At 52.4% G+C, this 25,210-nt stretch carries 39 protein-coding genes; 1 reads left to right on the forward strand and 38 read right to left on the reverse strand.

Annotated elements, in window-relative coordinates; genetic code table 11:
- Positions 1–32: 32 nt before the first annotated feature.
- The 24 genes from HFD87_RS10005 to HFD87_RS10120 all read right to left on the reverse strand — a co-directional run bounded on the left by HFD87_RS10005 (position 33) and on the right by HFD87_RS10120 (position 18,085).
- Positions 33–503: a DUF1833 family protein gene (locus HFD87_RS10005; protein WP_167423325.1), complete on the reverse strand. Its 471-nt coding sequence runs from the start codon at positions 501–503 to the stop codon at positions 33–35.
- Positions 503–1,003 carry a hypothetical protein gene (locus tag HFD87_RS10010; RefSeq protein ID WP_167423444.1) on the reverse strand — a complete coding sequence of 167 codons (501 nt, stop codon included), beginning with the start codon at positions 1,001–1,003 and terminating at the stop codon, positions 503–505. The genes HFD87_RS10005 and HFD87_RS10010 overlap by 1 nt, the downstream gene beginning before the upstream one ends.
- Positions 1,000–4,431, reverse strand: a complete 3,432-nt coding sequence (locus tag HFD87_RS10015) for a tape measure protein (protein WP_167423326.1) — start codon at positions 4,429–4,431, stop codon at positions 1,000–1,002. The genes HFD87_RS10010 and HFD87_RS10015 overlap by 4 nt, the downstream gene beginning before the upstream one ends.
- A 43-nt stretch (positions 4,432–4,474) precedes the next feature.
- Entirely contained in the window at positions 4,475–5,149 is a 675-nt protein-coding gene (locus HFD87_RS10020; RefSeq protein ID WP_167423327.1) for a DUF6246 family protein, read from the reverse strand.
- A gap of 49 nt (positions 5,150–5,198) precedes the next feature.
- Positions 5,199–5,945 (reverse strand): Ig-like domain-containing protein, encoded by a 747-nt coding sequence (locus HFD87_RS10025; RefSeq protein WP_167423328.1) that lies wholly within the window; start codon positions 5,943–5,945, stop codon positions 5,199–5,201.
- Between the two features lie 18 nt (positions 5,946–5,963).
- Entirely contained in the window at positions 5,964–6,356 is a 393-nt protein-coding gene (locus tag HFD87_RS10030; RefSeq protein WP_167423329.1) for a hypothetical protein, read from the reverse strand.
- Positions 6,353–6,721, reverse strand: a complete 369-nt coding sequence (locus HFD87_RS10035) for an HK97 gp10 family phage protein (RefSeq protein ID WP_167423330.1) — start codon at positions 6,719–6,721, stop codon at positions 6,353–6,355. The genes HFD87_RS10030 and HFD87_RS10035 overlap by 4 nt, the downstream gene beginning before the upstream one ends.
- Position 6,722: 1 nt before the next feature.
- On the reverse strand, positions 6,723–7,070 hold the full coding sequence (locus tag HFD87_RS10040) for a hypothetical protein (RefSeq protein WP_167423331.1): 348 nt from the start codon (positions 7,068–7,070) through the stop codon (positions 6,723–6,725).
- Between the two features lie 165 nt (positions 7,071–7,235).
- Positions 7,236–7,637 carry a hypothetical protein gene (locus HFD87_RS10045; protein WP_167423332.1) on the reverse strand — a complete coding sequence of 134 codons (402 nt, stop codon included), beginning with the start codon at positions 7,635–7,637 and terminating at the stop codon, positions 7,236–7,238.
- 57 nt (positions 7,638–7,694) lie between these two features.
- Positions 7,695–7,994 (reverse strand): hypothetical protein, encoded by a 300-nt coding sequence (locus HFD87_RS10050; RefSeq protein ID WP_167423333.1) that lies wholly within the window; start codon positions 7,992–7,994, stop codon positions 7,695–7,697.
- Positions 7,995–8,003: 9 nt separating this feature from the next.
- Positions 8,004–9,101, reverse strand: coding sequence for a major capsid protein (locus tag HFD87_RS10055; protein WP_167423334.1), 1,098 nt, complete (start codon positions 9,099–9,101; stop codon positions 8,004–8,006).
- A 14-nt stretch (positions 9,102–9,115) separates the two neighbouring features.
- Positions 9,116–9,568: a hypothetical protein gene (locus HFD87_RS10060; RefSeq protein WP_167423335.1), complete on the reverse strand. Its 453-nt coding sequence runs from the start codon at positions 9,566–9,568 to the stop codon at positions 9,116–9,118.
- Positions 9,568–10,842, reverse strand: coding sequence for a hypothetical protein (locus HFD87_RS10065; RefSeq protein WP_167423336.1), 1,275 nt, complete (start codon positions 10,840–10,842; stop codon positions 9,568–9,570). The genes HFD87_RS10060 and HFD87_RS10065 overlap by 1 nt, the downstream gene beginning before the upstream one ends.
- A 13-nt stretch (positions 10,843–10,855) precedes the next feature.
- Positions 10,856–11,830 carry a phage minor head protein gene (locus HFD87_RS10070; protein WP_167423445.1) on the reverse strand — a complete coding sequence of 325 codons (975 nt, stop codon included), beginning with the start codon at positions 11,828–11,830 and terminating at the stop codon, positions 10,856–10,858.
- Positions 11,766–13,115 (reverse strand): anti-CBASS protein Acb1 family protein, encoded by a 1,350-nt coding sequence (locus HFD87_RS10075; RefSeq protein WP_167423337.1) that lies wholly within the window; start codon positions 13,113–13,115, stop codon positions 11,766–11,768. The genes HFD87_RS10070 and HFD87_RS10075 overlap by 65 nt, the downstream gene beginning before the upstream one ends.
- A 171-nt stretch (positions 13,116–13,286) precedes the next feature.
- The gene (locus tag HFD87_RS10080; RefSeq protein ID WP_167423338.1) at positions 13,287–14,540 is read right to left on the reverse strand and encodes a PBSX family phage terminase large subunit; all 1,254 of its coding nucleotides are present in this window, start codon (positions 14,538–14,540) and stop codon (positions 13,287–13,289) included.
- Entirely contained in the window at positions 14,537–14,992 is a 456-nt protein-coding gene (locus HFD87_RS10085; protein ID WP_167423339.1) for a DUF2280 domain-containing protein, read from the reverse strand. Before HFD87_RS10085 ends, HFD87_RS10080 begins: the two co-directional genes overlap by 4 nt.
- 31 nt (positions 14,993–15,023) lie before the next feature.
- Positions 15,024–15,659: a putative metallopeptidase gene (locus HFD87_RS10090; RefSeq protein WP_167423340.1), complete on the reverse strand. Its 636-nt coding sequence runs from the start codon at positions 15,657–15,659 to the stop codon at positions 15,024–15,026.
- Between the two features lie 38 nt (positions 15,660–15,697).
- Complete coding sequence (locus HFD87_RS10095; protein ID WP_167423341.1) at positions 15,698–15,907, reverse strand: hypothetical protein; 210 nt, start codon at positions 15,905–15,907, stop codon at positions 15,698–15,700.
- A gap of 200 nt (positions 15,908–16,107) precedes the next feature.
- Positions 16,108–16,359, reverse strand: coding sequence for a bacteriocin immunity protein (locus HFD87_RS10100; protein ID WP_167423342.1), 252 nt, complete (start codon positions 16,357–16,359; stop codon positions 16,108–16,110).
- 39 nt (positions 16,360–16,398) lie between these two features.
- Positions 16,399–16,869, reverse strand: coding sequence for a lysis protein (locus tag HFD87_RS10105; RefSeq protein WP_167423343.1), 471 nt, complete (start codon positions 16,867–16,869; stop codon positions 16,399–16,401).
- Positions 16,853–17,362 carry a lysozyme gene (locus tag HFD87_RS10110; RefSeq protein ID WP_305848812.1) on the reverse strand — a complete coding sequence of 170 codons (510 nt, stop codon included), beginning with the start codon at positions 17,360–17,362 and terminating at the stop codon, positions 16,853–16,855. Before HFD87_RS10110 ends, HFD87_RS10105 begins: the two co-directional genes overlap by 17 nt.
- A gap of 3 nt (positions 17,363–17,365) precedes the next feature.
- On the reverse strand, positions 17,366–17,608 hold the full coding sequence (locus tag HFD87_RS10115) for a phage holin (RefSeq protein ID WP_167423344.1): 243 nt from the start codon (positions 17,606–17,608) through the stop codon (positions 17,366–17,368).
- Positions 17,609–17,752: 144 nt separating this feature from the next.
- The gene (locus HFD87_RS10120; RefSeq protein WP_167423345.1) at positions 17,753–18,085 is read right to left on the reverse strand and encodes a hypothetical protein; all 333 of its coding nucleotides are present in this window, start codon (positions 18,083–18,085) and stop codon (positions 17,753–17,755) included.
- Positions 18,086–18,351: 266 nt separating this feature from the next.
- On the opposite strand from HFD87_RS10120, the gene HFD87_RS10125 reads away from it, so the two are divergent.
- Positions 18,352–18,843, forward strand: a complete 492-nt coding sequence (locus tag HFD87_RS10125) for a hypothetical protein (protein WP_167423346.1) — start codon at positions 18,352–18,354, stop codon at positions 18,841–18,843.
- A 180-nt stretch (positions 18,844–19,023) separates the two neighbouring features.
- Here HFD87_RS10125 and HFD87_RS10130 read toward each other — a convergent pair whose 3' ends face one another.
- From HFD87_RS10130 to HFD87_RS10195, 14 genes are all read right to left on the reverse strand, one after another.
- Entirely contained in the window at positions 19,024–19,791 is a 768-nt protein-coding gene (locus HFD87_RS10130; protein ID WP_167423347.1) for an antitermination protein, read from the reverse strand.
- Complete coding sequence (locus tag HFD87_RS10135) at positions 19,788–20,396, reverse strand: recombination protein NinG (protein ID WP_167423348.1); 609 nt, start codon at positions 20,394–20,396, stop codon at positions 19,788–19,790. Before HFD87_RS10135 ends, HFD87_RS10130 begins: the two co-directional genes overlap by 4 nt.
- Positions 20,371–20,532 (reverse strand): protein NinF, encoded by a 162-nt coding sequence (locus HFD87_RS23165; RefSeq protein WP_371742433.1) that lies wholly within the window; start codon positions 20,530–20,532, stop codon positions 20,371–20,373. Before HFD87_RS23165 ends, HFD87_RS10135 begins: the two co-directional genes overlap by 26 nt.
- A gap of 119 nt (positions 20,533–20,651) precedes the next feature.
- On the reverse strand, positions 20,652–20,852 hold the full coding sequence (locus tag HFD87_RS10145) for a hypothetical protein (protein WP_163851667.1): 201 nt from the start codon (positions 20,850–20,852) through the stop codon (positions 20,652–20,654).
- Positions 20,827–21,051, reverse strand: a complete 225-nt coding sequence (locus HFD87_RS10150) for a protein ninH (protein ID WP_078805217.1) — start codon at positions 21,049–21,051, stop codon at positions 20,827–20,829. The genes HFD87_RS10145 and HFD87_RS10150 overlap by 26 nt, the downstream gene beginning before the upstream one ends.
- Positions 21,048–21,482 carry a recombination protein NinB gene (locus HFD87_RS10155; protein WP_167423350.1) on the reverse strand — a complete coding sequence of 145 codons (435 nt, stop codon included), beginning with the start codon at positions 21,480–21,482 and terminating at the stop codon, positions 21,048–21,050. Before HFD87_RS10155 ends, HFD87_RS10150 begins: the two co-directional genes overlap by 4 nt.
- Positions 21,454–21,651: a hypothetical protein gene (locus HFD87_RS10160; RefSeq protein WP_167423351.1), complete on the reverse strand. Its 198-nt coding sequence runs from the start codon at positions 21,649–21,651 to the stop codon at positions 21,454–21,456. Before HFD87_RS10160 ends, HFD87_RS10155 begins: the two co-directional genes overlap by 29 nt.
- Positions 21,648–21,860 (reverse strand): hypothetical protein, encoded by a 213-nt coding sequence (locus HFD87_RS10165; protein WP_167423352.1) that lies wholly within the window; start codon positions 21,858–21,860, stop codon positions 21,648–21,650. The genes HFD87_RS10160 and HFD87_RS10165 overlap by 4 nt, the downstream gene beginning before the upstream one ends.
- A complete protein-coding gene (locus HFD87_RS10170) occupies positions 21,857–22,009 on the reverse strand; it encodes a hypothetical protein (protein WP_158001807.1) in 153 nt (50 codons plus the stop codon). The genes HFD87_RS10165 and HFD87_RS10170 overlap by 4 nt, the downstream gene beginning before the upstream one ends.
- The gene (locus HFD87_RS10175) at positions 22,002–22,706 is read right to left on the reverse strand and encodes a replication protein P (RefSeq protein WP_167423353.1); all 705 of its coding nucleotides are present in this window, start codon (positions 22,704–22,706) and stop codon (positions 22,002–22,004) included. Before HFD87_RS10175 ends, HFD87_RS10170 begins: the two co-directional genes overlap by 8 nt.
- Entirely contained in the window at positions 22,703–23,563 is an 861-nt protein-coding gene (locus HFD87_RS10180; RefSeq protein ID WP_243207474.1) for a replication protein, read from the reverse strand. Before HFD87_RS10180 ends, HFD87_RS10175 begins: the two co-directional genes overlap by 4 nt.
- 46 nt (positions 23,564–23,609) lie before the next feature.
- Positions 23,610–24,449 carry a ParB N-terminal domain-containing protein gene (locus HFD87_RS10185; protein WP_167423355.1) on the reverse strand — a complete coding sequence of 280 codons (840 nt, stop codon included), beginning with the start codon at positions 24,447–24,449 and terminating at the stop codon, positions 23,610–23,612.
- 37 nt (positions 24,450–24,486) lie between these two features.
- The gene (locus HFD87_RS10190; protein WP_078805207.1) at positions 24,487–24,759 is read right to left on the reverse strand and encodes a CII family transcriptional regulator; all 273 of its coding nucleotides are present in this window, start codon (positions 24,757–24,759) and stop codon (positions 24,487–24,489) included.
- Positions 24,760–24,875: 116 nt separating this feature from the next.
- Positions 24,876–25,109, reverse strand: coding sequence for a transcriptional regulator (locus HFD87_RS10195; protein ID WP_167423356.1), 234 nt, complete (start codon positions 25,107–25,109; stop codon positions 24,876–24,878).
- Positions 25,110–25,210: the final 101 nt, after the last annotated feature.

Genomic DNA, 25,210 nt, shown 5'->3' on the forward strand with positions numbered 1-25,210 from the left:
GAGCCCCCGACACCTTCTCAATGAACTCAGATTTAAGCATTCTGTAACCCCGGGAATTCCTCTGGCGTGTACAGCCTGCCAACGTTGTTGTTGAGCGGGTTTTTAAGCGTCAACGTAACGGTCACATCCTTCTGATCCATGCTCACGTCATTGACGTAGAGCGTCCATGGCTTGAGTGGCGTGTTCATATCAGCCGAATCAAAACGCTGGTATGTGGCCGAGATTGGAGTGATGCGCGCATACCCCCGCCAGAGCTTAAGTTGCTGCTTAAAGTCCTGTGCAAGCCGGCTAAACTTGACGCTGCAATCAATAACAGGAGTGCTGTTCTGCTGGCTTTCGTTTATTTCCATGCGACATGGTGTATAGATTTGGCCGGCAAAGGTTTTGGGGAACACCTGCTTGTCTACCAGCCTGATGTAGCCGAATGTCTGGTTATAGAACGTCAGCGTGTCGAACAGCACCCGGTTGGGCCGCTGGCTTTTGAATTCTCTGAAAGTAGGCATTAAGGCACCCTTGGTAATGATTCCTTATCCCGCCCGTCGGGATAACCAGTGACGACAATGTCCAGCCAGCTACCCCATGGCGGCGGAAGCTCAACCAGGATATCGTCAAATTCGTCATCTGAGTTATTCATTTCTCTGGCAATTACGCTGCCCGTCCAGGTGAACACAGACCCGCTCTGGTTCCATGTTGGATAAGCGGTGAAATGAAGCTCCTGAACCTCCAGCCCGGAATCGCCAGTCCCGGTCGATAGCCTCATGCTGAACCACTGATTACCGTTATCCAGGTAGTTAGGACTACGCAACCACTGGTAAAAGGCACGGTGCTGATGGCGTGTGAATATCCATGTCAGGCTGAATGAGGATTTAAGGTCGTCAGTCAATTTCTGGAAGATTGGCGCACCAACCTGAGGCTGGTCAGTGCGGAACCCCGTATCATTGGTGACGTTTTTATTAGACTTCTGTGCCAGCGGGAGCCAGTCAGGATAATCAATAGCCATTATTCTGTAGCCCTCGCTGATGCGGTTGTGTTGCGGGTGATAGCCTGCCGGATTGGTCCGCCCTGGTTTAGGTCTGCAACGATGACGTCAATAGTTAGACCGCCACCTGTGTTACTGGCCTGAGCATCAACCGTAGCGCTCGTGTAGTTCTGGATATTGATAACCACACCACCTGAGCCGCCAGTTGATGACGTCATGTCTTTGTTGCTAATCACTGAGCCGTTATCACCGGGGATCATGTATTGCTTACCACTGCTGGCCTGATAGATTTCAGGCATGCCGCCCTCACCTACCTGATACATGGAGCCTGCCGATACTGGGCCGCCGTTCTTACGCTTGCCAGCTAATCCGCCTGCCAAAGCCATTCCCGCGATTAAGGCACCGATACCAATGACCGCCGCGCCACCAAATGAGCCGATTGAAGCTGCTGCCGCCGCTGGCAGCCATGCAACTGTGGTAGTCGCAGCTGATGCTGTACTGGCTGCTGTAGTGGTTGCAATCCCTGCTACCGAAGCAGATGTTGTCGCTGCAGTTGCTGAGATTTGCGCGGTTGAACCCATTACGGCCGATTTAACCCATTCAACACCCATCTGGACGAAGGAGTTGATCAGGCTATTCAATGCATTGCTTGCCAGCGAAGACATGGCTTCTTCAGCACTCATGCTGCCCGTAACCATGCCAGTAAATGCATTGGATGCATTACCAGCAATGGAGTCGAATGAAGCCGCGACAGCCTCGTTACCTGCGCTCTGATTGCGCCACATCTGCCACATGGCGGCGGTGCGTTGCTGGTCATACTGCAGGTTAAGAGAGTTTCTGAGAGCAAGGCTTTGCTGCTCGGTGATTACCTTCTGATTCTCGAACTGCTGAATCAGCGCAAGTTTCTGGGCATTCTCATTCGCCAGAGCCTGAACCGGGTCTACGGTTCCTGCGGCTACTTGCTGAGGGGTTACAGCCTGTTCGGAGCGGATTTTTGCCAGATTCGCCTGATGCTCCTGCTCAAGACGCTCTGATGTTTCGTTGTACTGCTCCTGGCTAATCTTTTTAGCTGACAATGCAGTCTGCAGGTCAGCTACATCCTGCTTATAACTGGCATCTGCCTTTGTTTCGGGGAGCAGCTTTTCTGCTGCTGCCTGCGCCCGGATTGCGTTGCCGGTATCCCACTTAGCTGCGGCATATTGCCCAGCAAGCCTGATATCGTTCTGCGTTGCCGCACTACCCAATGACTGTTGAGCAGTGAGGATTGCCTGCTCTCTGCTGAGTTCGCGAGTTGAATCGCCAGCCAGCTCTGACTGCTGCTTCAGATTAGCCAGTTTCTGCGCTATTGACTCAGCCTGAGTCTCAGCTTTCTTACCGGCAGCCAGGCCGTCCTTCGTTTCTTTATTCCTGGCTGCCTCTGCAGCCTGAAGGTCGTATTGCGCCCCAGCTAATTGGCCTGCTGCATTTACCTGATTCTGGTTTCCGCCTTTATCTCCGGCCTCCATGCGGGCTTTAGTGACTGCGCGGAAGCGCTTGTCAGTGATAGCGAGAAGGGTGTTTTCATCCTCCAGATCTTTGTTATATGCATCAGCTTTATCGCTGCGGGGTATTTCCAGACTGGTAGAGTTAAACTTATCCTTTGCGCGACTGGCAAAGTCTATTGCGTGTCCGAATTGATTCATCAGCCCGCTAGCCACGCCAGCAGCGTCACCGTCACGCTTCAGTAAGTCGATTCCCTGAGCGAAAGTGCCATTCATCTGAGCGCGGAGAATGCCCGTTTTACTGACGGTCTGGCTGAGCTTTTCTTGTGCTGATTCGTTCTGCGCCAGCAACTGAGTGTGCTCACTTTGTACATTAGCCAGTTCGGAGAGCGTGACTTTATAAAGAAGGCTTCCCTCTTCAAGAGATCCGAGAGTGCGACGGAGTCGAGACTGCTGAAGCTCGTTAGCCTCAAGCGTGGATTGGGTGTCTTTTAAGGCATCAGCCTGAGCACGGATTGATTTGCTGGCGTTGTCGATTTCAGCAGCAAGCTGAACCTGACTCATGCTTCTCATTTTGGCAATTACGCCATCGAGCTTGTCAGCAAAATCGATGCTTTCCTGCCGCGCCTGCTGCATCTTCTGATAGAAGTAGAAGATACCAGCAGCTGCTATTACGGCCGCTCCAACCGGGCCGCCAATAAGGGCTAGCGCGCCACTAGCAAGAGACTTAATCGTGGTTGTTGCAGTCACTGCCGCGGCTGTTGCTGTTCGCGTTGCGGAAGCCTGCGCAATCTGGGCTTCTGCATATGCGGCAGATCGCTGAATAGCCACTGATTTTACGGCATTAAGGTTTTGCAGGGCAAAGCCCTCTGCCGAAGAACCTTTAGCAACGTTGTACTCAGCCTGAGCAAGTGCAAGCGAAGACAGGGCGGCTTCTTTATCCAGAAGGGCCTTTCTGGCGACTACAGTGGATGCTGTGGCTGTTGCTGCAGTGGATTGCGCTGTAGCAACAGCCTGTGCCCTGGCCGCCAATGCGTCATCCACTCTTGCTTTGGTTGCCATCGCTAAAGCGCCTGTGAACCTACCGCCAAAAATAACTGCGGCGGCAGCAACCACGTTGGCGACCACATCCAGATTCTCACTTAAAGAGATAACGCCCTGGTTAAATATTTTGATTGACGTGCTGACGCTTGAGCTTTCGCCGACAAATTTAGTGATGTTGTTTGTGGCGACAGTGAATGCCTGCCCCATAGTCAGTGCGGTGTTCGCGAATTCCTTCGCAATAGCATCGCTTTGCTTCAACAGGCCATTGACCACTACCTCGGTCGTCAACTTGCCCTGTGCGGCCATGCCACGTAGTTGACCAATAGTCACGCCCAGTGAATCAGCCAAAGCAACAGCCAGGCGACTGCCGTTTTCAGAGATTGAGTTGAATTCTTCGCCACGCAGAACGCCAGACGCCAGCGCCTGAGACAACTGCGTCATGGTGGAGCTGGCTTCTTCCGTTGTTGCACCAGATACGGTAAGACCTTTGTTGATGGTCGTCGTTAGCTTAATCAGGTCGGCCGTGCTGGTCCCAGCGCTCCTTGTTGATCGCTCAAGTCGCCCATAAAGGGTTGCCGTTGCTTCCAGGCTTGACCTTGTATCCTGAGAAATATTGAAGACTCGCTGCGTAACATCAGCAAGTTGCTCATTGGCGCGAACGGAGTTGGCCAGTTTGTTGTTTACCGTGACCCAGGCGTTGCCATATTCGGCAATCTGTTGCACAGAAATGGCAGCAGCCAAAGCAGAGGCAACTTTAGTTAATGATGTAAATGATTTCTCTGTGTTTCCGACTGCTTTCGCAGTGCTATTGAATCCCTGGTCGAGCTTGTTGAGGCGATCATTTACTTGGCGCTGACCCTCGATAAGTCTGGCGACGTTCATTTCTATTTCATAGACGATGTTGCCAACCTGCTGCTCACCTGCCATTGCTTATCTCCGGGCATAAAAAAACCGCCGAAGCGGTTAGTGGCTATTTTATTTTTGCGAGTCTTCGCGCCTTTTTGGCAAGATAATCATCCGCAACCTGATCGTACTCTTCCCGCGTGAATCCCTTCTGGTCAGGGTATTTCGCTGCAAGCATATGCTGGAACTCGGTCATCGTTAATTGCTCGGCTTCTGAGCGTGTCATATTGAAATGATTGCGAGCCGCGCTGACATAGTCAAAGGCGTTAAACTCTGTCGTCGCCTTGCCGCTTTCGTGGCGCTGTAACTGGCGAACCTTTGCTTTACCGATGATGCCATGTGTTATGAGTGACTGAGCTATTAGCAGCAATTCAAAGTCACCCATCAGCCCCATGCGTCGCTTAAATGACCTGCCTTTCGTCCTGGCCGGGCGGAACTCACCGATAAGCGCCGATAAATCACTTTCGCAGCATGCTTCCATCACGGTCATGGCAGCCATAAGCGCCCTCTTGCCGTAACTGCTGTTTCGTATGTGCTCAATTAACCATGCGGGAACATGCCCATACGCTACTGTTGCTCGTTCAACAAGTGGCGTCAGCTCATCGCTATGCAGGTCGGCAAATGCCTGGACAATCTCCTGCGGCTCACCGATTCGACTCATTGCTGCGAATGAAGGACGGAAGAAATACTCATCTTCACCAGCAGTGATGAGGCACTCACCAATCTCTTTATACGGCGTCATGTGATCCCCATAATCATTATCAAGGGCTGAACCCAGCCCTTTGGAATGGTTACGAAGCAGTAACCGTTACAGTTGTGGTACCTGTGAAATTGCCGTCGTTCGACTTGAAGGTGATCGTTGCGGTGCCGGCGGCCACACCAGTAACCAGACCGGTGCTGCTGACGGTTGCTTTCGTAGCATCTGAGGTGGTCCATGTGCCGGACTTGTCAGTTGCATCTGCAGGCAACACAGTGCCGGTCAGCTGGCGAGTTGCACCAACTACGACTGAGGTAGTCGCTGGAGTCACGGTAACGCCTGTAGCAGGAACGCTGTCATCGGTATCTACCACCTGGATGGTATCGGCTGCCGCCACCTTAAACTCGGTGGAGAAGGTGATGATGTCGTTAGTGCCGCCGTCAGAGCTCAATGCGTTGATCAGCATGTACCCTTGGAAGGTGATCGGCCCGAACTCCATGCGAACCCATAGAGTAGGCTGGCGCGCTGCCTGAACCTCAGTGTTGAAATACTTAATCAGGCGACCAACACCATACTGGTCAAGCTTATCGTTGCGGCGCACCTCACCTTCAAATGAGATAGTGAAGTCAGCGTTTGTTACGATGTTCTCAACATAGCCTTTGGTATCATCGGCATCTGACGTCACGCTGTTAGGCGAGAAGTCGAAGCCTTTACTGGTGCCTGCAGCCAGAGCCTTCCACTCTGACTCCTGCGGTACTGCATCGGCGCAACCATCAGCTACTTCGAGCACAATGGCACGGCCAAACAACTTTGTGTTGTCCGTTGGGCAATTTGCTGCCATGGGTAATTCCTCTTTTGATTAACTTTCGCCGTAAGAACAGGCAAATTGCAGGCGCCAGACCATACGCCCCTCTGCGGTGGGGATTGGTGATGGTATGCCACCCATATTGGTGATTTGGCCGACACAGGAGTCGCTGATGGGGTTTTGTTGCACGTAGTCGATGATGGCCTGCACGTCTGCCTCTGACTTTGCATAGTCACCTGCAGACTTGCCGGTGATCAGGTCAACAAGCACGTAATGCTCCGAGCCAATATCTCTATCTACAGGAGTGCCACCATTTGGCCGGAACACGATGAACCGCTGCTTCAGGTTGCCTGTATCAGTCCAGATGAGTGACTGAACCGAATACCCGGAAGTCAGGCCGGCACTGATAAGAAGATTTTTAACGCGCTGATGCATCGGAGGATTCACAGACTCATCTCCTTTTTAATGGTGCGGTCGATGAGGTCGCGGGTATCCATGAAGCCCTTAGTCAGGAACTCCTTCTGAGCTGTCGCCCTGCGGAATGTCTGCGGCACGTTAGGGTCATGCACGTAAACCGCATAGTTAGCCGAGTAGCCAACCCGCCCGGTTAACCTCGTACCTTTGATGTCCAACTCTCGATACTGGCTGTTGATGAGCGTGGAGGTGTCGATAGGCGTGTACAGCGCCACCTGTGATGATCCGATGATTAATGCGCTCTGCAGTGCCCTCACCGCTTTCCTGCCCTGAATGTCTCCAATCAGTGCGTTGAGATTCTGCTGAGCCTGGCGGATGCCGCGGACCTTTACTCCCATATCAGACCCCCGTCAGGATTGCATAATCATCAGTCAGCCGCTCAAAGGTGTCCGCATAGCGAATCGCCTGCATAACCTCATCAGCGCCCGCTGCGATCGGGTCTGGATTGCTCGACGCACCAATCAGGATGTAATCACCGGTATCTGCCAGTGCGTACTCCGTCCATATGGTGTTCTTAACCACCTTCTCGCCGCCTATCGCCCCTAACCGCTTGCTCAGCCCGCCCTGATAGTCGCAGGCAATTACCAGTGGCTCAGACCAGCCAAGAGAATCGCCGTATTCATCCAGCCCCAAAGGCTTCCAGATGGTCGCCTGCGCTGTATATGACCAACTGGCTAAAGATGACATGTCATTCCCTCCAGCTGATTACAGTGGGCTTTCCAGCAGCGATGCGAGCGCAGTTAATCCGCCACTCGCCAGCATCGTTAACGTATCCTGTGGTCTGTTCACCTGTGTTGGTTTTCACCCATACCCGCCTGAATGCCTTGGGCGCTTGTGTTGCAGGTAGCCAGCTCATCGCTTATCACCACACATGCATCCGCCTTTTGCGATCCAGAGACCTGCAAATGCCTGCTGAGTTGGGTCTGGAGGAATCAGAGCGGTTGCGCATCCGTTTTTATCCAGACCACGAAGGAGGCCTAGCGAACCTTTCCACCGATCTGCAAATGAGCCGTATCGGAATGACCTCGACGCGCCAGACGGGGCTGATTGAGAGCTGATATATTTATCGCCCTGCCCCAGCCCCATCAGTCCTAACAGGTACATCTGAATGAGCAATGCGGTCGCCGCCGGATAGTTAGCATCCAGACATTCCTGAATGCTGTTTGCCTGCTCAACCAGCGCCGCGAGAATAAAATCTGGCAGCGTAATACCCTGGATCACCAGATACTCTTTTGCCTGCTCCTGGGTAACCATGAATACCTCTCAGCCCTGCCGGAACAGGGCATAAAAAAACCGCCAGCGCGGCGGTCGTTATTCAGCAGGTGGGAAAAGCTTTTCCAGCTCACCTTCCGGAAGCAACTCTGCCAGCTTGTCAGCGCCCAGGTTGCCTTTGTGCTCAATACCCAGCTCATCCAGACGCTTGGTGATCGCATCTTTGCGGGCCTGCTTGTCTGATGTGGCATTAGGCGTAGCCGGAATCAGCTCAGCCGATGCTTTGCCGGAAAGCTTGCGGACGTGTGATTTAAGTGACGGGTGCAGTTTTTCCAGCTGCACCACAGCACCCTTTTCCACGCCGTGCCACGGCTTAATTACTTCGTATTTCTCAGCCATGATTGCTCCTTATGCGAGGTTCGCGCCGTAGACAACGCCGGACAGGCCTTCGCCATCCTTCTTAATCTGCAAGCCTTCAGCAGACATGATCTGGAAGTTGTAATTGCTCTGCGGCATCGGGCGCGGCAGAGGAACAGTACCAACAGCCATACCAACCAGCGGAGAAATGACGTCCTGACGGCGCTGGTAGCCGAAGAATTCATTACCGGTAAGTGCGAAGGTCGGCGTGATTTCTCTGGCAGGAATGAATTTCGCAATCGCATCCAGCACGGTGCCGTTTACAAAGGCGTTAGAGCCGCTGCCAACTTCGATGGTGTAAGGCTTGGACATGTTCGCCCAAATTTCAGCACTCACCCACAGCTTGTCATATGCAGCCACTTTGTTCCGGCGTGCATTGAGACCAAAGGCACCAGTTGGACCAAAGAAGGCCAGCATCTGAGCCGGGGTAGCTGTGGTCAGATCGATGTTTGCGCCGCCAGCACCACTGCCAAGGTTGATCTTGGATGTGTTGCGATGGTTACGGATGCCCTGACCTTTCATGCCATCGACAGAGATTGCATCGCTACCATTGAGGTAGTAATCAACACGCTTTTTATGGAACTTGCGCAGCTTGGCAGCCTGAGAATCCAGCGCCAGATCGATACCGACAGTGCTCAGGCCAGCGGCATGACGCCAGTTGACGCCATAGCCCGCAGTAAACACCGGGATCGGGTCTCCATCACCATCGTAATCGGTGTGGTCGAAAGAATATGGTGCCTGTCCATCAATGCTGATGGATACGTCATCTGCGATATCGCCTGATACGTTATACATCTTCGCAGTCTTTCCGATCGGAAGAACGGTCTGCACACCCATCAGGTCGTTGATAATTTCCATACCATCTTCCTGATCGCGCATCTGGATAATCTGGCGGTCAATCTCAGCCCAGAACTCGCGGGTAAAGCCGCCGATGGCATTCGCTGCCAGCATGTCATGCGTCATGCGCGTACGAAACGCGTTAACCATCATGTCGTGCTGAGCGTTGAAGATGTCACGGTTCGCCCACAGCTCGTTCCAGTGTCCGCGCAGTCGGCTGTTAGCAGCCAGTGTTTCAGCGGTAAAATACATTCTTATTCTCCTGATTAAGCGCCAGCAGCTGCGGCAACGGTGCCGACGCGCATACGCACGCGGATAAAGTCGGCAGAGCCTGCGGCGATAGTCGATTCATCCTGGCTGTAGCCGATAACCGAATCGGTATCAGATGTCGCTTTGGTGAACTGACCATTCGTGCCGAGTTTGATCGGGTCGTCTTTGCCGTAGGTGCCAGGCACACACAGCAGAGCCAGCTCACGTCCTTCTTCGACGTAGTTACCCACTGCTGAATCGCCAGCCGGAACTGCTTGGGTGATTTTCAGCCCCTGATGGTAAGCGACATCAATGATGTAGAGACGACCAGCCAGCGCGGTAGCCTGCGCAAACTCATTGTCGTCGTTGATGACAGCCGCAGTACCCGGCAGCAGAGCTGCAGCAGTAACGCGGGTTTCGGTCTTGTACAGAGACTGACCGTCGATGTTAACGCGACGATAACGTGCCATTACGCAGCACCTCCGAAGTAAGTGGCCGGATCGGGCGCGCCGGTCACAGGCGGGTTTTTGGCAGTGTTGGTGCCCAGTGGGGCAGCTTCGCCAAGTGATTTGAACATCGCTTCCAGAGCTTCACCTGACAATGCGTTTGCCACGATTTCACCGTGGACTGCAGCGACAGCATCACGCTTGGTTTTCTCTTCAGCGCGGGAGTTAGCGGTCAGGGAGTCGGACAGTGTTTTCTGATTGGCCTGAATGCCTGCCAGCGCTTCGGTAATTGGCTTCAGTGACGCCTCGTTGTTCGCAGCGATTGCGCTGCTGACGATAGTGCCGATCTGTTCCAGTTCTTCTTTGGTTAAAGGCATATCGCCCTCCGTTTGGTGGTTTGCTGCAGGAGCGTCCTGCGGTGTGAAAAGGGATTTAACTTTGTTGGCCACGATTGCGACCCATGACTCCTGGCGCGCTACTTTTGAACCGGTATCGTCAAAGGTGATTTTGCCGCCTTCGGTGATGTAACCGTAAACCTGCGCATCGCCGCCGTTACGGATGACAATCGCCTGTGAATCGGTGAAGTCAGCAATCCACGCGTAATCATCCGGGCCAGTGGCAAATTTATCTCGTGCAGCCTGCTCAAGGCGTCGCTCACGCTCACGGTATGATTCGCCAATCAGCGCGCCGGAATTGCTCTGCAGCGTTTTAGCCTGGTCTGCGTTAACCATCAGGCCAACGCCCTGCTCGGGCTGCGCTGCGCCAACCTCGTGCAGCAGGATGGCGTCATGGTCCATTGCGTTGATCCTGGCGACCCACTCAATACCCTGCGCCTTCTGTTCAGCGCTGGCTTCAAGCTGGTCGAGGAATACGGCAACGCTGGTGTGGATCGGCGGAACGTCTTCGCCACGCTCGATAGCAGCAACACGCTCAAGCAGCTCGCGGCCGCCTTCGCTCTGGTTCGCTACAGTGATATCAACCCACTTCTCCGCATAAACGCGGTTGCCGGACTTCTTAACGTTGCGGTTCCATGCGCCAATGTGACCGGCGTTGATACCTTCAGGAGAAAAGGCAGAGACAAACTGGCCGTCTACAGTCGGATGACCGAGCGGTGCCAGCGTGCCTTCCAGCCCCTGATAATGTGCGTCGATTTCAGATGCCGGATACAGGCCGCCGTTCATCACTACGTTGGCTGGCAGCGTGTAACTTGGCAGCACCAGGTGAGACCGCCCGTTGTAGGTTTCACGGCGAATAGCCTGACTGTTCACCTTAGTGGTGACGTTTACCTGCATAGTCATGGTTATCTCTCGATTAAGCCGCGTGCTTAAGATCGCAGCAGTGATGTGATTTGTTGGTTGCCATGCGCTTGCCCCATGTCTGGGTAAACTCTTTTTTGGCGATATCGATTACAGAAGAATTGAGAGGCACGCCCTTCTCATCAACCAGCACAGTGACCTGAGAGCATTTGCAGTTGATCGCATTGCCGTTGATGCTGTACCAGTCGCGGACATCTTCTGTTGTGTAGAGATTGCCGTGACGTAGTGCGTGCGTCCGGCGCGTTGTGGCGCTCAGGGCAGACAGGTGAAGCAGCATGACGTTCAGGCCCAGATCATCTTTGGCTGAGTCGTGCTCATCCCATCTGGCACGCCGGAGGGCTGTGGTTATTTCCGTTCTGGCAATGCGGTTGGCCCGGCCCTGCTCAATACCTATCTGGTCACGTATGCGCCTGGCGACTTCTTTCGGTTTTTGCCCACGCCCAATGCCATCAGTCAGCACCCGTGAAAGATTCTGCTTCACGTCAGCAGACAGGCCTTTCATCTCTTCAAATGTGCGCGCTCTAACCAGAACCAGACGGTTTTGATATGCATCACTAAGAAGGATTTCCTGAATGCTGCCGCGATATGCCTCATAGGCTGCCGACTGCTGTGCAAGGTTGGCGAACTCCTGCGCCGTGCCGCGCTGATAAGTTGGCGACACGTAATCCTGAAAAAGCCACGGATTGAACTCGCCTCCCTGCAGCAAGATTTCATCAACGAGTGAATCGCCGTTCTGCAACAGCATCGAAAGCATGGTTGGATCTAACTGGAAGGTGTAACGCTGGTTTACTGCTGGCTCTGCAGGGATGCGGTTGAGGAGGTCGATGTATCGCGCGCTGATTTGCTTAAGTCGCCTTCCGTATTCTCGCATCGCGCCGCGTTCAAGGCGGTCAACGCCGGTCGGGTCAAGCTTGTTGCCGGGCAGGATTGCTGGCTTCGGCTTCTTCTTGAATTTCGCCACCTTCCTCATCCTCTGGTAATGGCTCGCCGCCGCCTGGCTCATAACCTGCAGCCACACGAATCTCATCAACCGTAAACACCTGCTCGCCCGAGGCCAGAGATGTCTGGTTGATGTTGCTCATCTTCACCGCGCTATCCAGCTTGTCTGATGAAGACTGCTCGTTCAGCTCATCCCAGACGATGCTGAATTTACTAACTGCCTTGATGATCTGCAGGGCAGTAAGTTTATCGACCATGTCCTCAGCATCGAATGACAGGTCACCGCGGCGTGACTGACAGCGACCATTGAAGTAAATCTGGTCTTCCGTGCTGGCGCGCTCGCCAGACTGATTGCCAACAATGATGCGCGACGGCATGTCTACAGAGGCGCTGAATGTCTTCAGGTTGACGTCATAGGTCGGTGACGGGTCAGAAACCGCATTGACCATTGAGGTGACCTGCGCGCCCTGAGTGATGAGAAGCGTATCGTTACCTCGGTTAATCTCACGGGCTGCTTCGTTGTAGCGCTCCTGCAGCTCATCGACCGTTACGCCATACATCGAAGCCAGATTATTGAAATCAACCTCCTTGTCGAAGTTGATATTCTGCTGCCGGGCAGCGTTCTTAAGGAATGACTCGCCTGAACCACCCTCTACCTTTTCCAGACTGACGCAGGCGTTATAGCCAGGCTCAAGGAAGCCGATAGCATCATCAGACATGTCACCGATAATCAGCACGCGATCGGGATGGATGTTGCGTTGCGCTGTGCTGCCATCAGAAAGTGATTCGGTGTACTGCCACATAGTGATGGTGCCGGAATTGTCTCGGCTTCCAACTTTGAGCGCGCTGGCCCATACAGGTGTAATCTTCTGTAGCGCCTTCCCTTTTACAGCTGGCTGTTCCCATTTCCGGCTGTCTTTGATGTGTAGCAGGATGCCTGCCCAGCGACCAACCAATCGACGCTTATCCGCCTCAGCGAATGCTCGCCAGAAGCGGTGGGTGAATACCTGGTTGCTGGCTTTCTCCCAGGCAGTAAGCTCGCGCGATTCGTCAGACTGCTCTCCTTCGACAACCTGCGGGTTTGTTCTCCAGCAGTTCGATACCAGCTTATTCACCGCACCGTAAGCAATGCCGCCACGACGATAGAGTTTGTGCAGGTCATAAAACGTCAGGTCTTCTTTAAAGCCGTATTCGCACCATGCGCTTTCACGTTTCGCATCCAGTCCCATACCGGGGCTGAATGCCATGGCGCGCGCACGGGCAAGCCTGACGTCATTCAGCGCGTGATTGACGGCTAGTGATAATTTGTCAGTCATGGTTTGTCCGTTAGCGTTTAATCGGCGGGATTTTTGGCCCTTTGGCCGGAGTAAATGAATCGATCTTCCTCAGCATTAGAGTGCGACAGTGTCTTGGGGTGTAATTCAGAGGCTTAACACGTTCGAACCTGATGACTTTTCCGCATGCGCAGCAGCGATATTCTGTCATGGCTACCTCCCTTGCAGGCGCTTTGGCAGCAGCATTCCTGCCATGTGGCCTTTGCGTTTGATATGACCATCTAGCCCGTAGCGTATGCCATCCCAGCAGTGTTCGAATCCGTCAGCCAGTTTTGGCAACACCTCGCCTGTAATGCGATCGGTTTTGTAAGACCACATACGGGCTTCAATTGCGACGTTCTTGCAGCGTGGGTGGATAATGATTTCATCAAAGCCGCGCAGGTGGGCTATGCCATCCTCAACACTTCCCTGCCACTTTTCAGCCGCAGAAATATTGAATCCCTGACGCTTCAGGTAGCTGATTGTTTCCGGTCGGGCTGAATCAGCTTTGATAGGCCACTCCCGAGATCCAGGAATGGCGTCGTAAAGTGCTGGCATGTGGTCCAGCTCAGTTTGCTGACCGTAAGCCTCGTATTCGATGTAGAGCCGGTTATGAAGGATGAATGACCGCGTAAGTGTGTTAGGGTCCTTGGCAAATCCGAAGTCGGCACCGAAGTGAAGGCGCTCCGCCTCTTTCCATAAGGTGTCAGAGAACTCAGCGATACGATACTTACCAGCCAGCACCTGCTTATCTGAGTTTTCGAGGTAAGCACCCTCCCACACCCAGGCATAAGTTGCCTGATCAAGTCTTCTTTGGTCGTTCAGTCGCTCGCCTTCCAGCACGCCGGGAAACCACGGATTATCCGTGTAATTCATCTCGACGGTGACACAGTCTTCGCCAGCCTCTTTGCGAAACCGCTTATCAGTGGCGCTACCGTCGCGCTCCGGGTTCCATGTAACCCAAATCTCTGAACCCTCTTCACGAACAGTTGGGCTGAGTTTCTGCCAGGCTATCTCGCTGACTGATTCAGCCTCGTCCACCCAGCACAGCAAGATGCGCGCCTTCGATTTGATGCTGTCGAGGTTATGTCTGAGGCCTGCGAAGACATACGTCACCGATTTGTCGATGGTGCGAATGTACTTCTCACCAATATCGAAGTTAGAGGCCAGCCACGGCACAGACAGGATCGCCTGTTTTACTTCTTGCATGCTTGATTCTTCGAGTGAATTCATAAACTCACGCGCGCAGAGAATTACGCCACTCTCTCCATTCATCATTGCCTGATAAGCCTTTACGGCTGTCATAAGGGCAAACGTGCGCGTCTTTGCGCTACCGCGGCCACCGTGTGAGCAGCGATAACGCTTACCGCCTGCAGTGAACAGTGGAGCAAGCTTGGCAGGTATCGGGAGTTGAACGGCTTCACTCATGTTTTTGGCTCAACGGGTAAAAGCTGAATCACTGTAGGCTTGGGTGTCATGCTGCCATCAGGGCTGGTGTGCTCCACTTTCTGCCTATTGGTATAAGCATCACCACACTCTTTTGCGGCCTGTTCAATTAGCGTGGCCGCCAGCGCCATGTTTCTCATGCTCTCAGCCTTATTCATCATCCGGTCGAGGGTGCGCAGGCGATAGGCTTTGTTGGCAATAGGTATATCGGCTATTTCGGTCTGGAAACGTGCACGAGTGCTTTCGAACAGGTCTACCCATTTCTGGCTCAACTTAGCCGCCATCGCATTGCCGGGGCTGTATTGAGATACCTGCTGGCGTGATACCTGAACGTTGAATTCAGCCTTTACAAGCTCAATGACTTTTGTAGGCGGCTCGAAGCACGCCAGAGACTGCACGATGAAGGCTTTAACCTCTGTCGATAATGCTGCCACAGGCTACCTCCATGACAATCGGAATAAAGCGTTATGCCAGTCTCATGAGGCAGGTGCCGCACGCTCTGGCTATGTTGATTTTTGCCACCTCAGCCGGTTGGCTGGCAGCGTCGATAATTTCCTGTACGTCAGCGCTGGCACCATATCGGCGAACCACACCAACGAACTCTTCTACATCGTGGCCGCGCATGCAGAGCTTTGGCTGTCCGTCTCGGGTGAACTTAGGTGCGCCGAACTCATCAGTGTCCTGAGCTATGTGGTAAAGCTCATGCTCAACCAGCGCGCAAAACTCTATGTCGCTGCATTCAGCGCAGAAATCTGCTGCCAGGGTGATGATGTAATCCGGCTTATGACCGAACCACTCATACATCTGCTGTTCCATCCTGGCTTTTTGCCAGCCACCTGCTCGCATTGCTACCTCTTCAGCCTGACCGAGTACGGTGCGACCTTTTTTGCTGAAGGCAGACGCAGCCCACATGAATGCAATGTCAGCATCAATCAGGTGTGAGTGGTCGGGATTGTGAAGGCTGCCGTTACCATCAAGGATTTGCTCAGTGACCCACTCGTGGATTCCAGTGGCGGGCATGAGTTTGATGTAGGGAGAGAATTCTTCTACGAATTCAGTTGGAGGGTATGGCCTGCTTAGATTGCTGTCTTGGCTTGCCATATTCACTCCAATAAAAAACCGCCCGGAGGCGGCTATAATTACTTGCTTAGAGCTGATTGAATCGCGTCGGCTAAGGGTTCAAGATATTTTAATGCTTGCTGGAGTTCATAGTTTGCATCTCTATTGTTGCCGCTTGTAGATACAGTAGCCTTAATAATGTCAACTGCCGTTTCTACAGCTTTTACCCTTTGCCTACGTTCCAGCGTATTCACAGAACTAACAGCGGTACCGAAATAACCTTCTAACATCACAACCTCCTTTTCATAAATGGAGGTCATACATTAGCCCTAAGAATATTCTTAGTGAAGCGAAATTTATGGTTCCAGCTTCGCAACGCTTCACAGCGTGGCTAACCGTTATCCCTTGTCTGAGAGATTCATCATCAGGCGCACTCGCAAATGCGCCTTGTGATGGTCATGAAAAAGCCCCCGTGAGGAGGCTTTATAATTTATGACTTGAAGCCACGCTTACCGTGGGCTTTTCTCCATGCTTTAACAGCGGCGACAATCTTCTCGGGGGTTGCGTCTTCGTCTTCGCTGTAATAAATCAGGTCAGAACCTTCTGGGTGCTCACTTACTGATATGAAATTTTCCAGTAACTTATCCTGATAAGATTCGCCGCCCTTTGCGTTACAGATTTCACTCACAAGTTTGGTGAATTCTGCTTCTGTATAGTCTTCAAATTTTGGCTTTACGTTCATAGAGCATCCTCATAGTTGAGGTAATGCTATCTCAAAAAATCACTTCAAACACTGCTCTATGATGTATTGCTGCAATCCGGCTATTTGCTTTCCGGCAACTTCGATTCGCTCTCTGAGGGTGAAATAATCCCGCTGAGCGGTGTCAGTAAGTCTGGCGGTGGCTGCATCATCCATGCCGGAGGAGCCGGTGGTGGATTGCTTCGTGCAGGTGGCGTTGAGCTGCAGCCGGCGCTTGCCAGTAGCAATATCATCATGCAGCTGATCGATAGTGGCTTTAGCATCGGCTAATTCCTTTGTGTATTTCTCATCGAGTGCGGACACATCGCGCTGACGCGCCTGCATATCGGTGATGGTGTCTTTTGCCAGTTTGAGGTTACTGGTTGCTGTGTCACGCTGGGATTTGTAGTCGATGGCATTGCCACGGTAATAGAGCGCGAACGCTACTGAGGTGGCTAAAAGCAGCAGAATCAGAAGAATGAGCGCGGCGAGCACTTTAGCCTTTGAGGTCATCGGCACTCTCCGCCAGGCACATAGTGCGCTCCATATCGCGACGGTTCATTAACCCCCGCCACTTCTGGCCGCCAGCGTAAATCCATCGACGAAGCTCTTCACATGCGCCATCAACGTCACCGGCATTCAGACGCTTTAGCAGCGTCGATTTAGAGAACGCGTTTGTGCCAACGTTATAGGTGAAGCTATAAAGAGCGGCGCGCTGATACTCACCCAGTGGGACTTTTACCAAACCGTCTACGGACTTTTTGACCGGCTGCAGGTCATTCCATAGCAGGCGATCACATTCCCGGTCAGTGTACTTTTTGCCCCTGATGATGTCGGTACCGGTATGACCATCGCAGACTGTCCAGACGCCAGCTACGTCTTTGTAGGGTTCGTATACCCTGCCCTCTACCCCATCCTTTCCGCCGAGGAATACCGTAGCGATAGCCATAGCTCCGCCACCTGCGACAGCAATAAGCTTATTGCGCAGGCTGTTTGACATAGCCATAGGTTAATCCTCGTTGATATCTGGTGCAGTCGGCCAGCGCTGAAGAGCCTTGATTTGGGCCAGCGTTGCTTTGCGTTTGTAGTACCAGTTGATGCCGAGCGTGAACAGCGCGACCATAATACCGGCCAGCACGCCTACAGCACTCCATTCATCGGGACTCAGCCTGGTCAACAGACCATTAGCGATTGTCCCGGCAGATGCGCCGTAAGCTGCGCCTGATGCCAGTTTGCTCATATCGATACTCATATCACCTCCGTGATTACGGGCGGTGCTGTAGGTAGTCAGAAGAAAAGATCGCCCGCTGCCACACAGGGAAAGGTGAGAGTCGAGGTTAATTGGCAGGAGCGAAAAACGAAAAAGGCCCACCGAAGTGAGCTTTTGAAATGAAATTTACTCTTGATTCCAGACTGTCTCATCCAAACTGACGTTTAAATGACCATTAGTGATTTCATAATAAGCACTTCCGCCTACATTAATATCATGATCTTGGTCTTTGCATCCGGAGAAATAGTTTACTACTGCAATGAATTCAATAAAGTTTTCTGTTGCACCTGTAATTTCGAATGACCCATCCACTACTTGATATTGCCTATCACCGCCATACTTTGCCAAAAGGTACTCATCAAAATATGAAGAGTACTCTTCAAACAATGCGGACAGCCCATCAAGATTTGATGGCGAAACATTACCGAGGGGTATCGAATAAGTTTTTGTGCTTTGCATGCTTTAACCTCTTTGATTGAAAGTTTTACATGCTAAGCGACAACAAGTTATGTCAGAAATGTTTTCGAAATCAGAAACGAAAAAGGCCAGCTCTATGGCTGACCTTTGTAATTTGGTTATGTGTGGAGCGAGGCCCACGTGTTACGGCTCAATGTGTGGAGGCATTTGAAGGCCTCCCAGGCAGATGAAAATCGTTAGATACTTAAGAAAAACTGTCGTATAAAAGATGTGCAGCAAACGAAAATCAATCTGATGAGGAAAAAATTATGTTCACAAAGGAAGAAGCATATATTCTCAAGCCAGACGGCAGCCGCTTAGGTCCCTACAAAGCGACTTTTGCAGGTGAGACCGTTATTGTTGATGACAAAATGGCTGACATTGATGATGGCGATCAGGTAATGCGTCTGTTGCCAAGCGGTAAAGAAGAGGTTAAACATATAAATCAATGCACTTTTTTCAACAAAGGCATTGCTGGTTACGGGCCTCACTATCAGCTGAAGGTTAAACCGATTCCGAGCAAAGAGTCTTATACATTGAAGCATCAAACTATTAACGTTGGCAGCAATAGTAATGTTCAGATTGGAGACCATAATCGGATGGAATTCCGCGAGAACATTCAGAACATGATCAATACCATTGAGAAATCATCCGCTTCAGCCGCGGAAAAAGAAGAAGCAAAAGGATTGCTTAAAAAGTTTTTAGAGCACCCACTGGTGACAACCATCGCTGGAGCAGCAGCTGGAGCATTTTTATCATGAAAAAAGCCCCGCCGGTTGGTGAAACCGCGGGGCTCTTTGACTATCACAAATCGAAGGAACTGACTGGGTTAAGTTATCGCGTCAAACAACAGCGCGCAGCTTCAACTGTTAGGAATCATATCCCCAGCCTCGGGAAAAGTAAATAGCCCGCGATAAAATAATGAGCTATTTATGATTGCACTATCTGGTTACCTTATTCAGCGAGGCGTTAGCGTAGGATTCCTCAATCTCAATCTTGCCGATGAGGTTGTCGTAGAAGGGCTTTACCGACTTCTTCCAGGTATCGAGCGATATCGAGTCAGTTATTCCCTCAACTGTGCGATGCACATCAGTTGACAGTATGCGCACATAACCCCGGCCACAGCATCGCTTACAGTCACCCATCACCGGCACACCCTGCTCTTCAGTCAGCTTGCGGTCAACCGCCCGACCTCTCCCGCTGCAGTCACGACACGCTGATGATACGACCCCCTTCCCGTTGCAGGTCTTGCAGAGAACACGTACAACCTCTCTCACGTTTCTGGTTGAGCCTCCTGATAGCGGTGACTTCATGTTGAACACATCAGCCTCAATGAACCCTTTGGACAGGCAGCATTCGCAGGGTTTGACGCTGGCAGCGCTGCGGCAATAATCCATGTAGGCATAAGTTGCGAGAGTTTGCATAACGGCTGGCTTAATATCAGTGTCTAGCTTGCGTAAGGCGGCAACCTTATCGCAGGTACTCAGTGCATGTTCAGTTAATAACGATACGGCGCGTCGGGCGTCGTTAGCGCTCACTCCAACTTTACCCATGAATGCAGCATAACCAAGCGGCGCCCGGCTCTGAGTCATTCCCATGGCAGCCATGTAGTCAGTACCTGATAGTGCATCTGAAGCTGTTGCAGGCGGCATACCCGCAAAACTTGCTGTTTTTGGGAAGTGATATTTTACTGTCGCTTCAAGGCTCATGGTGTTTCGTTCCTTTGTTTGATCAGCTCTCTGGTTTTCTGCCGGTAGTGCGCAGCCAGCTCCTGCAGCTCTTCCCGCGTCCACTTTTTCTGCTCATGCGGACCCATAAGGCGATCGAAAGCAGCCTTACCGATTTTCTTAATCAAGTTTGGCGTGTAGTTTTCGATGTTGCCGGAAAGGTGTTGGTTGCAGGGTACGCACTGCTTATGGCAATTGGTTTCTTCGTAACGAGTAGCCGGTGAAGCGCCGCGAGTTCGATAGTGCCCAGCGTCATATTTTCCTTCGTGGAATCGTCCGCAGCTGATGCACGGATCGGCGGCATCGCGAGTGCGGATATATTCGTTGAAGGCTGACTGAGTTTGTTTATGGAAGTGACTGAGTGGCTTTACTGCTAACTTGCGGATTTTGGTATGGCGCTTTTCCTGCTGAGCTTCGTCTTTTCGTCGTCGTTCTGCTTCCTGTATCGCCTTATGCTGGTCCTTCTCTCTTTTCGCCAGTGCTATTACGGTTCCGCATTCTGGTGAGCACCACGTTTGATTTGAGAAGCCCGGGTGAAACCATTCGCGGCAATCAGGGTTCTTACATCTTCGCCTGACTTTCCTCATCGCCCCCTCCGTGCATTCTGATGTTGTCGTCTTGCATCCAGCCGGCGCAGCAGCGGACGCAGGCATATGTCTCGTCCGTAGCCAGCGGTATGCCACAGCCAGCGCAGTTGATAGCAGGTATATCGCCATGCGGCATGAATTGGCAGATAGTCGAGGTGCTCGTAATACCAGATATCCTCTTCGCAGATTTCACAGCTAACTCCGAACCGGTGTTTATCTTCACTGGTCAGCACAGTACTGCAGCTACAACAACGCTTACGCCCAGCATTTGTTCTCATAAGTTTTGTCTCTTCGTGGTTCGCGATTACCTTCTGGCAACAGCGCGCTAACCAGCCATAAGCGGGGATCGGCGGCGAGTGTCTTTTGGGTGTGAATGTTGCGGGCGTTGTAACGGGAAATGAGTTCATTTGCAGTGTCTGTATCTACAGGGTCATGGGTGAACCATGTTTTCTTCATTGCTTTTCCTTTTGTGAAGGCCACGATCGCCCTGACTGACCATCAACACACCATTGACCACGACGTGATACCGGCAGTTAAAGTCGCGGGCATATTTCCTGACTGTTGTGCGAGTAGATTTGATCGCCCGGCCAACTGCTGTTTGGTTTCCTCGGGTCTCAATGAGCAGCTGAGGAATGGAAGTAACCTGTGGTGTCATGCTGTACTCCCGAATCTCCCTGCCCACTCAGCCGCGCGCGCTGACTCGTCGCTAAACCTGACGTTCTGCTCGGCACCGAAGGCATGGATTAAGGTGATTAAATCTCGCATCTCACTGACGCGCATTTTGCTTGTTGACTGGCCCAGCACTACAAAGCCGCCATTAATACCCGGCACCGTCTCTTGACCTTTCAGGCTGGCGCTGAAGATGTGTTTCCAGCTCTCTGCGTCGAGTTTCTTCCCGTACCAGACCACCTGGCTTGATACGTCATGCAGGCAGGCCCAAAGCATGCGATTCTGCGCAAGGCTTCTGGTGTCCTCCTGGATGGTTACCTGCAGAGGTTTGTCGGGATTGGCGGGGAGTTGCTGGATGGCGCTGATGCAATTCTGTCGGATGTTGCTGTCACGCAACAGGTAGCGTTGAGTCTCCATCACGTTTTTCTCGCTTTAATGCGTCGCACAGCACCTTGCGCATCACCGCCTGGTAGCAGGTGAAGTCATGGAACTTGCGTCCGTGGTTAATTACTTCCTGCAGGAGTGATTCGAACTCATCATCTGGCAGGATATAAGTGGATTTCTTAAGAGGGATTACGTTGCTCACTTGCGGCTCCTTGAGCCCTGCTGCTCAAATTCAGCATCGACAATCAGGTCATGTGCTTCACGCGCCAGCATGTCGATAGCGTTCAGGTGCGCCCGAAACTGCTCCGGCTTCAGGTCTCGCTTCTTAGCCAGGTCGATGATTGCCAGCTGCAGGTTGCGCGCCTGCCGCATCAGCGGTGGTGTTATTACCAGTTGAGTTACCTGTGTCATGCGGCGCTCTCCCTGCCTTCAAGCCAGAAGAAAAACGCCCGGTCTACCACGGCATCCTGATAGCCAAGATGTGATCGGGTCAGGTTGTGTTTATCGCCGTGCACGCTGCGATACAGGCGCTCAAAGCGGATGCGGTTCATCTCAGTCATGGCGTCCACCTTTCAGCCCATAGCGGCGGCGGATATCAGCGAGATGATCCAGTGCCTTCTCATTGCCGGTCGGAATGTGCAATTGAGGAATCTGCTTGCGTGGCGGCGGGATTACTTCGCCAGCCTCAATGCGGCGGGACATCTTGCGCAGCTCATCGCCCAAGCGCTTGCGACACTCTGTATCCGTCAGGTTGAATGAGCGCATCTGGTTGTAGACCGCTGTCACCATGTGGAAACAGGCCGGGCTTTCCCAGGGGAACTCCTCGCTGCTGTCGTAAATGCCACGGTCCCGGCAGTACAGGCGGAACATGTCGTACAGTTCCTCATCGGCTGGCAGCCCGACTGCGCGATGTTCGCCCTGCTTGCACCACTCGATAAACTGGCCGGGTGATGGCAGGAACGGTGAGCCACTGGCGCGGGCCAGCTTCATGCCTGCTGACAGCTGCTGCTTGTTGTGAATACCGTTCTCGGCAAACGCGGCGATCCACTGGCGTTTTGCTGCGGCTTCGTCGTTCGGGTTACGCCACGCAGTGCTGACCGATGCCGGAAACACCTGCTTCAGGTTCGAAAATAAAGCGTCGACCAGTCGCTCAACGTCTTCATGCACTCCACGCTCAACCGGGCGCGGCCCATCTCCTGCAATGCGAGCCAGTGCGCCTGCATCACGGTTCTGAATTGCTGATACGAGATTTCTCATAGGAATTCATTCTCCCAAGCTTCGCGGCTGTTCCAGTGCTGAGCGGGTTGCTGAGGCACTGACTGCCGGTTACGCCCTGGCTGGCTCATCTGCGCCCGGAGTGTGTCCCACTTGGCGCGGAGTTTTGCAGGGCTGAGGATATTGGTCTGCCAGAAGTGATCGGCGTTGGCCCACTTGAAGGTTTCACAGATGTCGTGATGCGTGACATCCAGCGCTCCTCTCAGAAGGCGGACTTCGTTAGCCCAGGCAGGCCAGTTTGGGGCTTTTGCAGTTGGAGTAATAATCTTCACCCTGCTGAACATCCACTCGGCTGCCTTCAGGTCGTCAGCAGTTCCCCACTTGTCACCTTTCGGTGAATGGGTTGCTGCTTCAGGACGGATGACAGGGAGGTTACTCAGGGGTGTGTCGGAGGATTCGCCAGAATTCTCTGACGTATGTTTAATGTCTTTCTTGTCTTTTGTAATAGTGTCTTTTGTGTGTCCCTGTTTTGGTGACACCTCTGTCACTGTTTTGGTGACACTTTTTGTCACTGATTTGGTGACAGTGACACCATCTTGGTGACACTCAGGAATTTTCCACTCAGTGAGGTTCTTATTCGGACCAATTAGCATGCCTTCCCTGACCAGAACACCCATCTGAATTAACTCGTTTTTTGCCTTGTTTACCTTCTGCCTTGGCAGCCTGGTAATCTGGCTAATCTGGCTGTCAGCAATGCGATCCATCTTTTTGTTGAAGCCGTATGTCTTCCGGCAAACAGCATGCGCAACCTTCGCCTGATTCCTGGTCAGGTTGGCCCCTATCAGCTCTTCGTACAGCTCGTTTGCCAGACGCGTGTATCCATCGTCTGTATCTGCCACACGTTGCTCCACGGCCCTGAGAGCGGGCCTGATTGGTGATACGTTGTCATGCGCAAGATTCATCGCCGCCCCCGTCAGAAGGAATGCCTGAGCGATAATCAGCGAGAATCCGCTTTATCTCTTCAGTGGTGCCATGAGAGAGAATCAGGCTGTCGAAACCACCATCCCGATCGAACTCTGCATCAACCAGTAATTCAGCCAGGCGGCGTGCTTTGGTTGCGCTGAACTGAGGAATGGCTGCTGAGCGGGTAAGCTTCGTTTTACCGGCGGCTTTAGCCTTCTGCATTTGCGCCTGTGCAACAGCGTCTGCTTTCGGGCCATGCTCACGTGATAAAGCAATTGCAGTGGTTGGGGCCACTTCGCCCGCCTTCACCATTGCGATCAGGCTCTCGCCACACTCCAGCAGCTGAAGGTGCAGATCCACATCAGCTGGTGAGCGCTTAACCTTTTTGGCAATCTCAGCAGGCGTCCAGCCCTGATTCAGCAGGCGCTGATATGCTGCCGCACGTTCCAGAGGAGACAGAGCTTTACCCTGTGAACTGGTGACCATGAAAGCAATGCGATCAGCTTCGGAACCTGAGAAGTCCTTGCACTCAAGGCGCGGTATTTCGTGTCCGGCTTCTGACGCCATTTTCGCGCCGTAATACCGGTGGTGACCGTCGATAATCTTGATGCCCTGCTCTGTAACCTGAACCGCTAGCGGGGGCACAAACTCACCAGCAATGAAAGCGTCACGGAATTCAGCGACGTGCTCCTGGTCGATCTCACGGACGTTGTAGCCTGGCTCGACGTAAAGCTCAGCCAGTGGCACCAGAAACGTTTTCTTAACCGTTGTTTCCGTGCCGTTTTTCTCTTTTGCCTTGTAAAGCGATAATAAAGAACTCATAATTACTCCTGTACGTTGATCCAGTAAGATTCGTGCATCAGGCCTCGAAACTGTTCCCGCAGTTCGGGGCTTTTTCTTTTCCCATCGCAGCTGCAACCGCTTGCCGGGCAACTTCTGCAATCAGGCTCGTTTCCCACACCTTCTCCAGCAGCACGAAAACCGTCGCCATATCGCGCAGATTTAAACGGCTTACCTTCGATTCATGCCATCCGGCCTCATCAGCCAGAACACGCTGGCCTTTGTGAGTCAGGCGGCTGCGTAATTCTGTTTCTACTTCGTTGATCAACTTGCTATTTCTTGCGTGTTCCATGATTGATAATTTCCGTGTAGGTAAATGATTGCGTGACATTGCGGTGAGCAAGTCACTTGAGTTTTGCTCCGACATTTCGGTGGGAGCGGGGTCAGAGTTTTAAAGAGCGGTGTTGCTTAAGCGGCCGTAGCGCGCTGTGGTGCAAAGACTAAGCTTTCCTTCTTCACCGGCTTGTAATCGGTGAATTTCTTTGTGGCTTCCTCAATTGCCTGGGCCTTACCTGGTGATGCTCGGCGGAATCCATATGCAATTTGGTCGAGGTAGCCAACAGATGTTTTCGCTAGTACGGCAAGGCTGATCCAGTCTTCAGCTGAAGATTCCTTGCGCCAGCGGAGCAGTTCATTACCCATTGGTGCCTCCTGTTTAACTTCAAAGCTGAGTTTAGCGTTATGCTAAATAACTAACAAGCACTATTTAGCAATATGCATATTTATCGCATTGCTAAATAGTG

This window comes from Pantoea sp. EKM21T (genome assembly GCF_011800405.1).
GTDB lineage: Bacteria > Pseudomonadota > Gammaproteobacteria > Enterobacterales > Enterobacteriaceae > Pantoea > Pantoea agglomerans.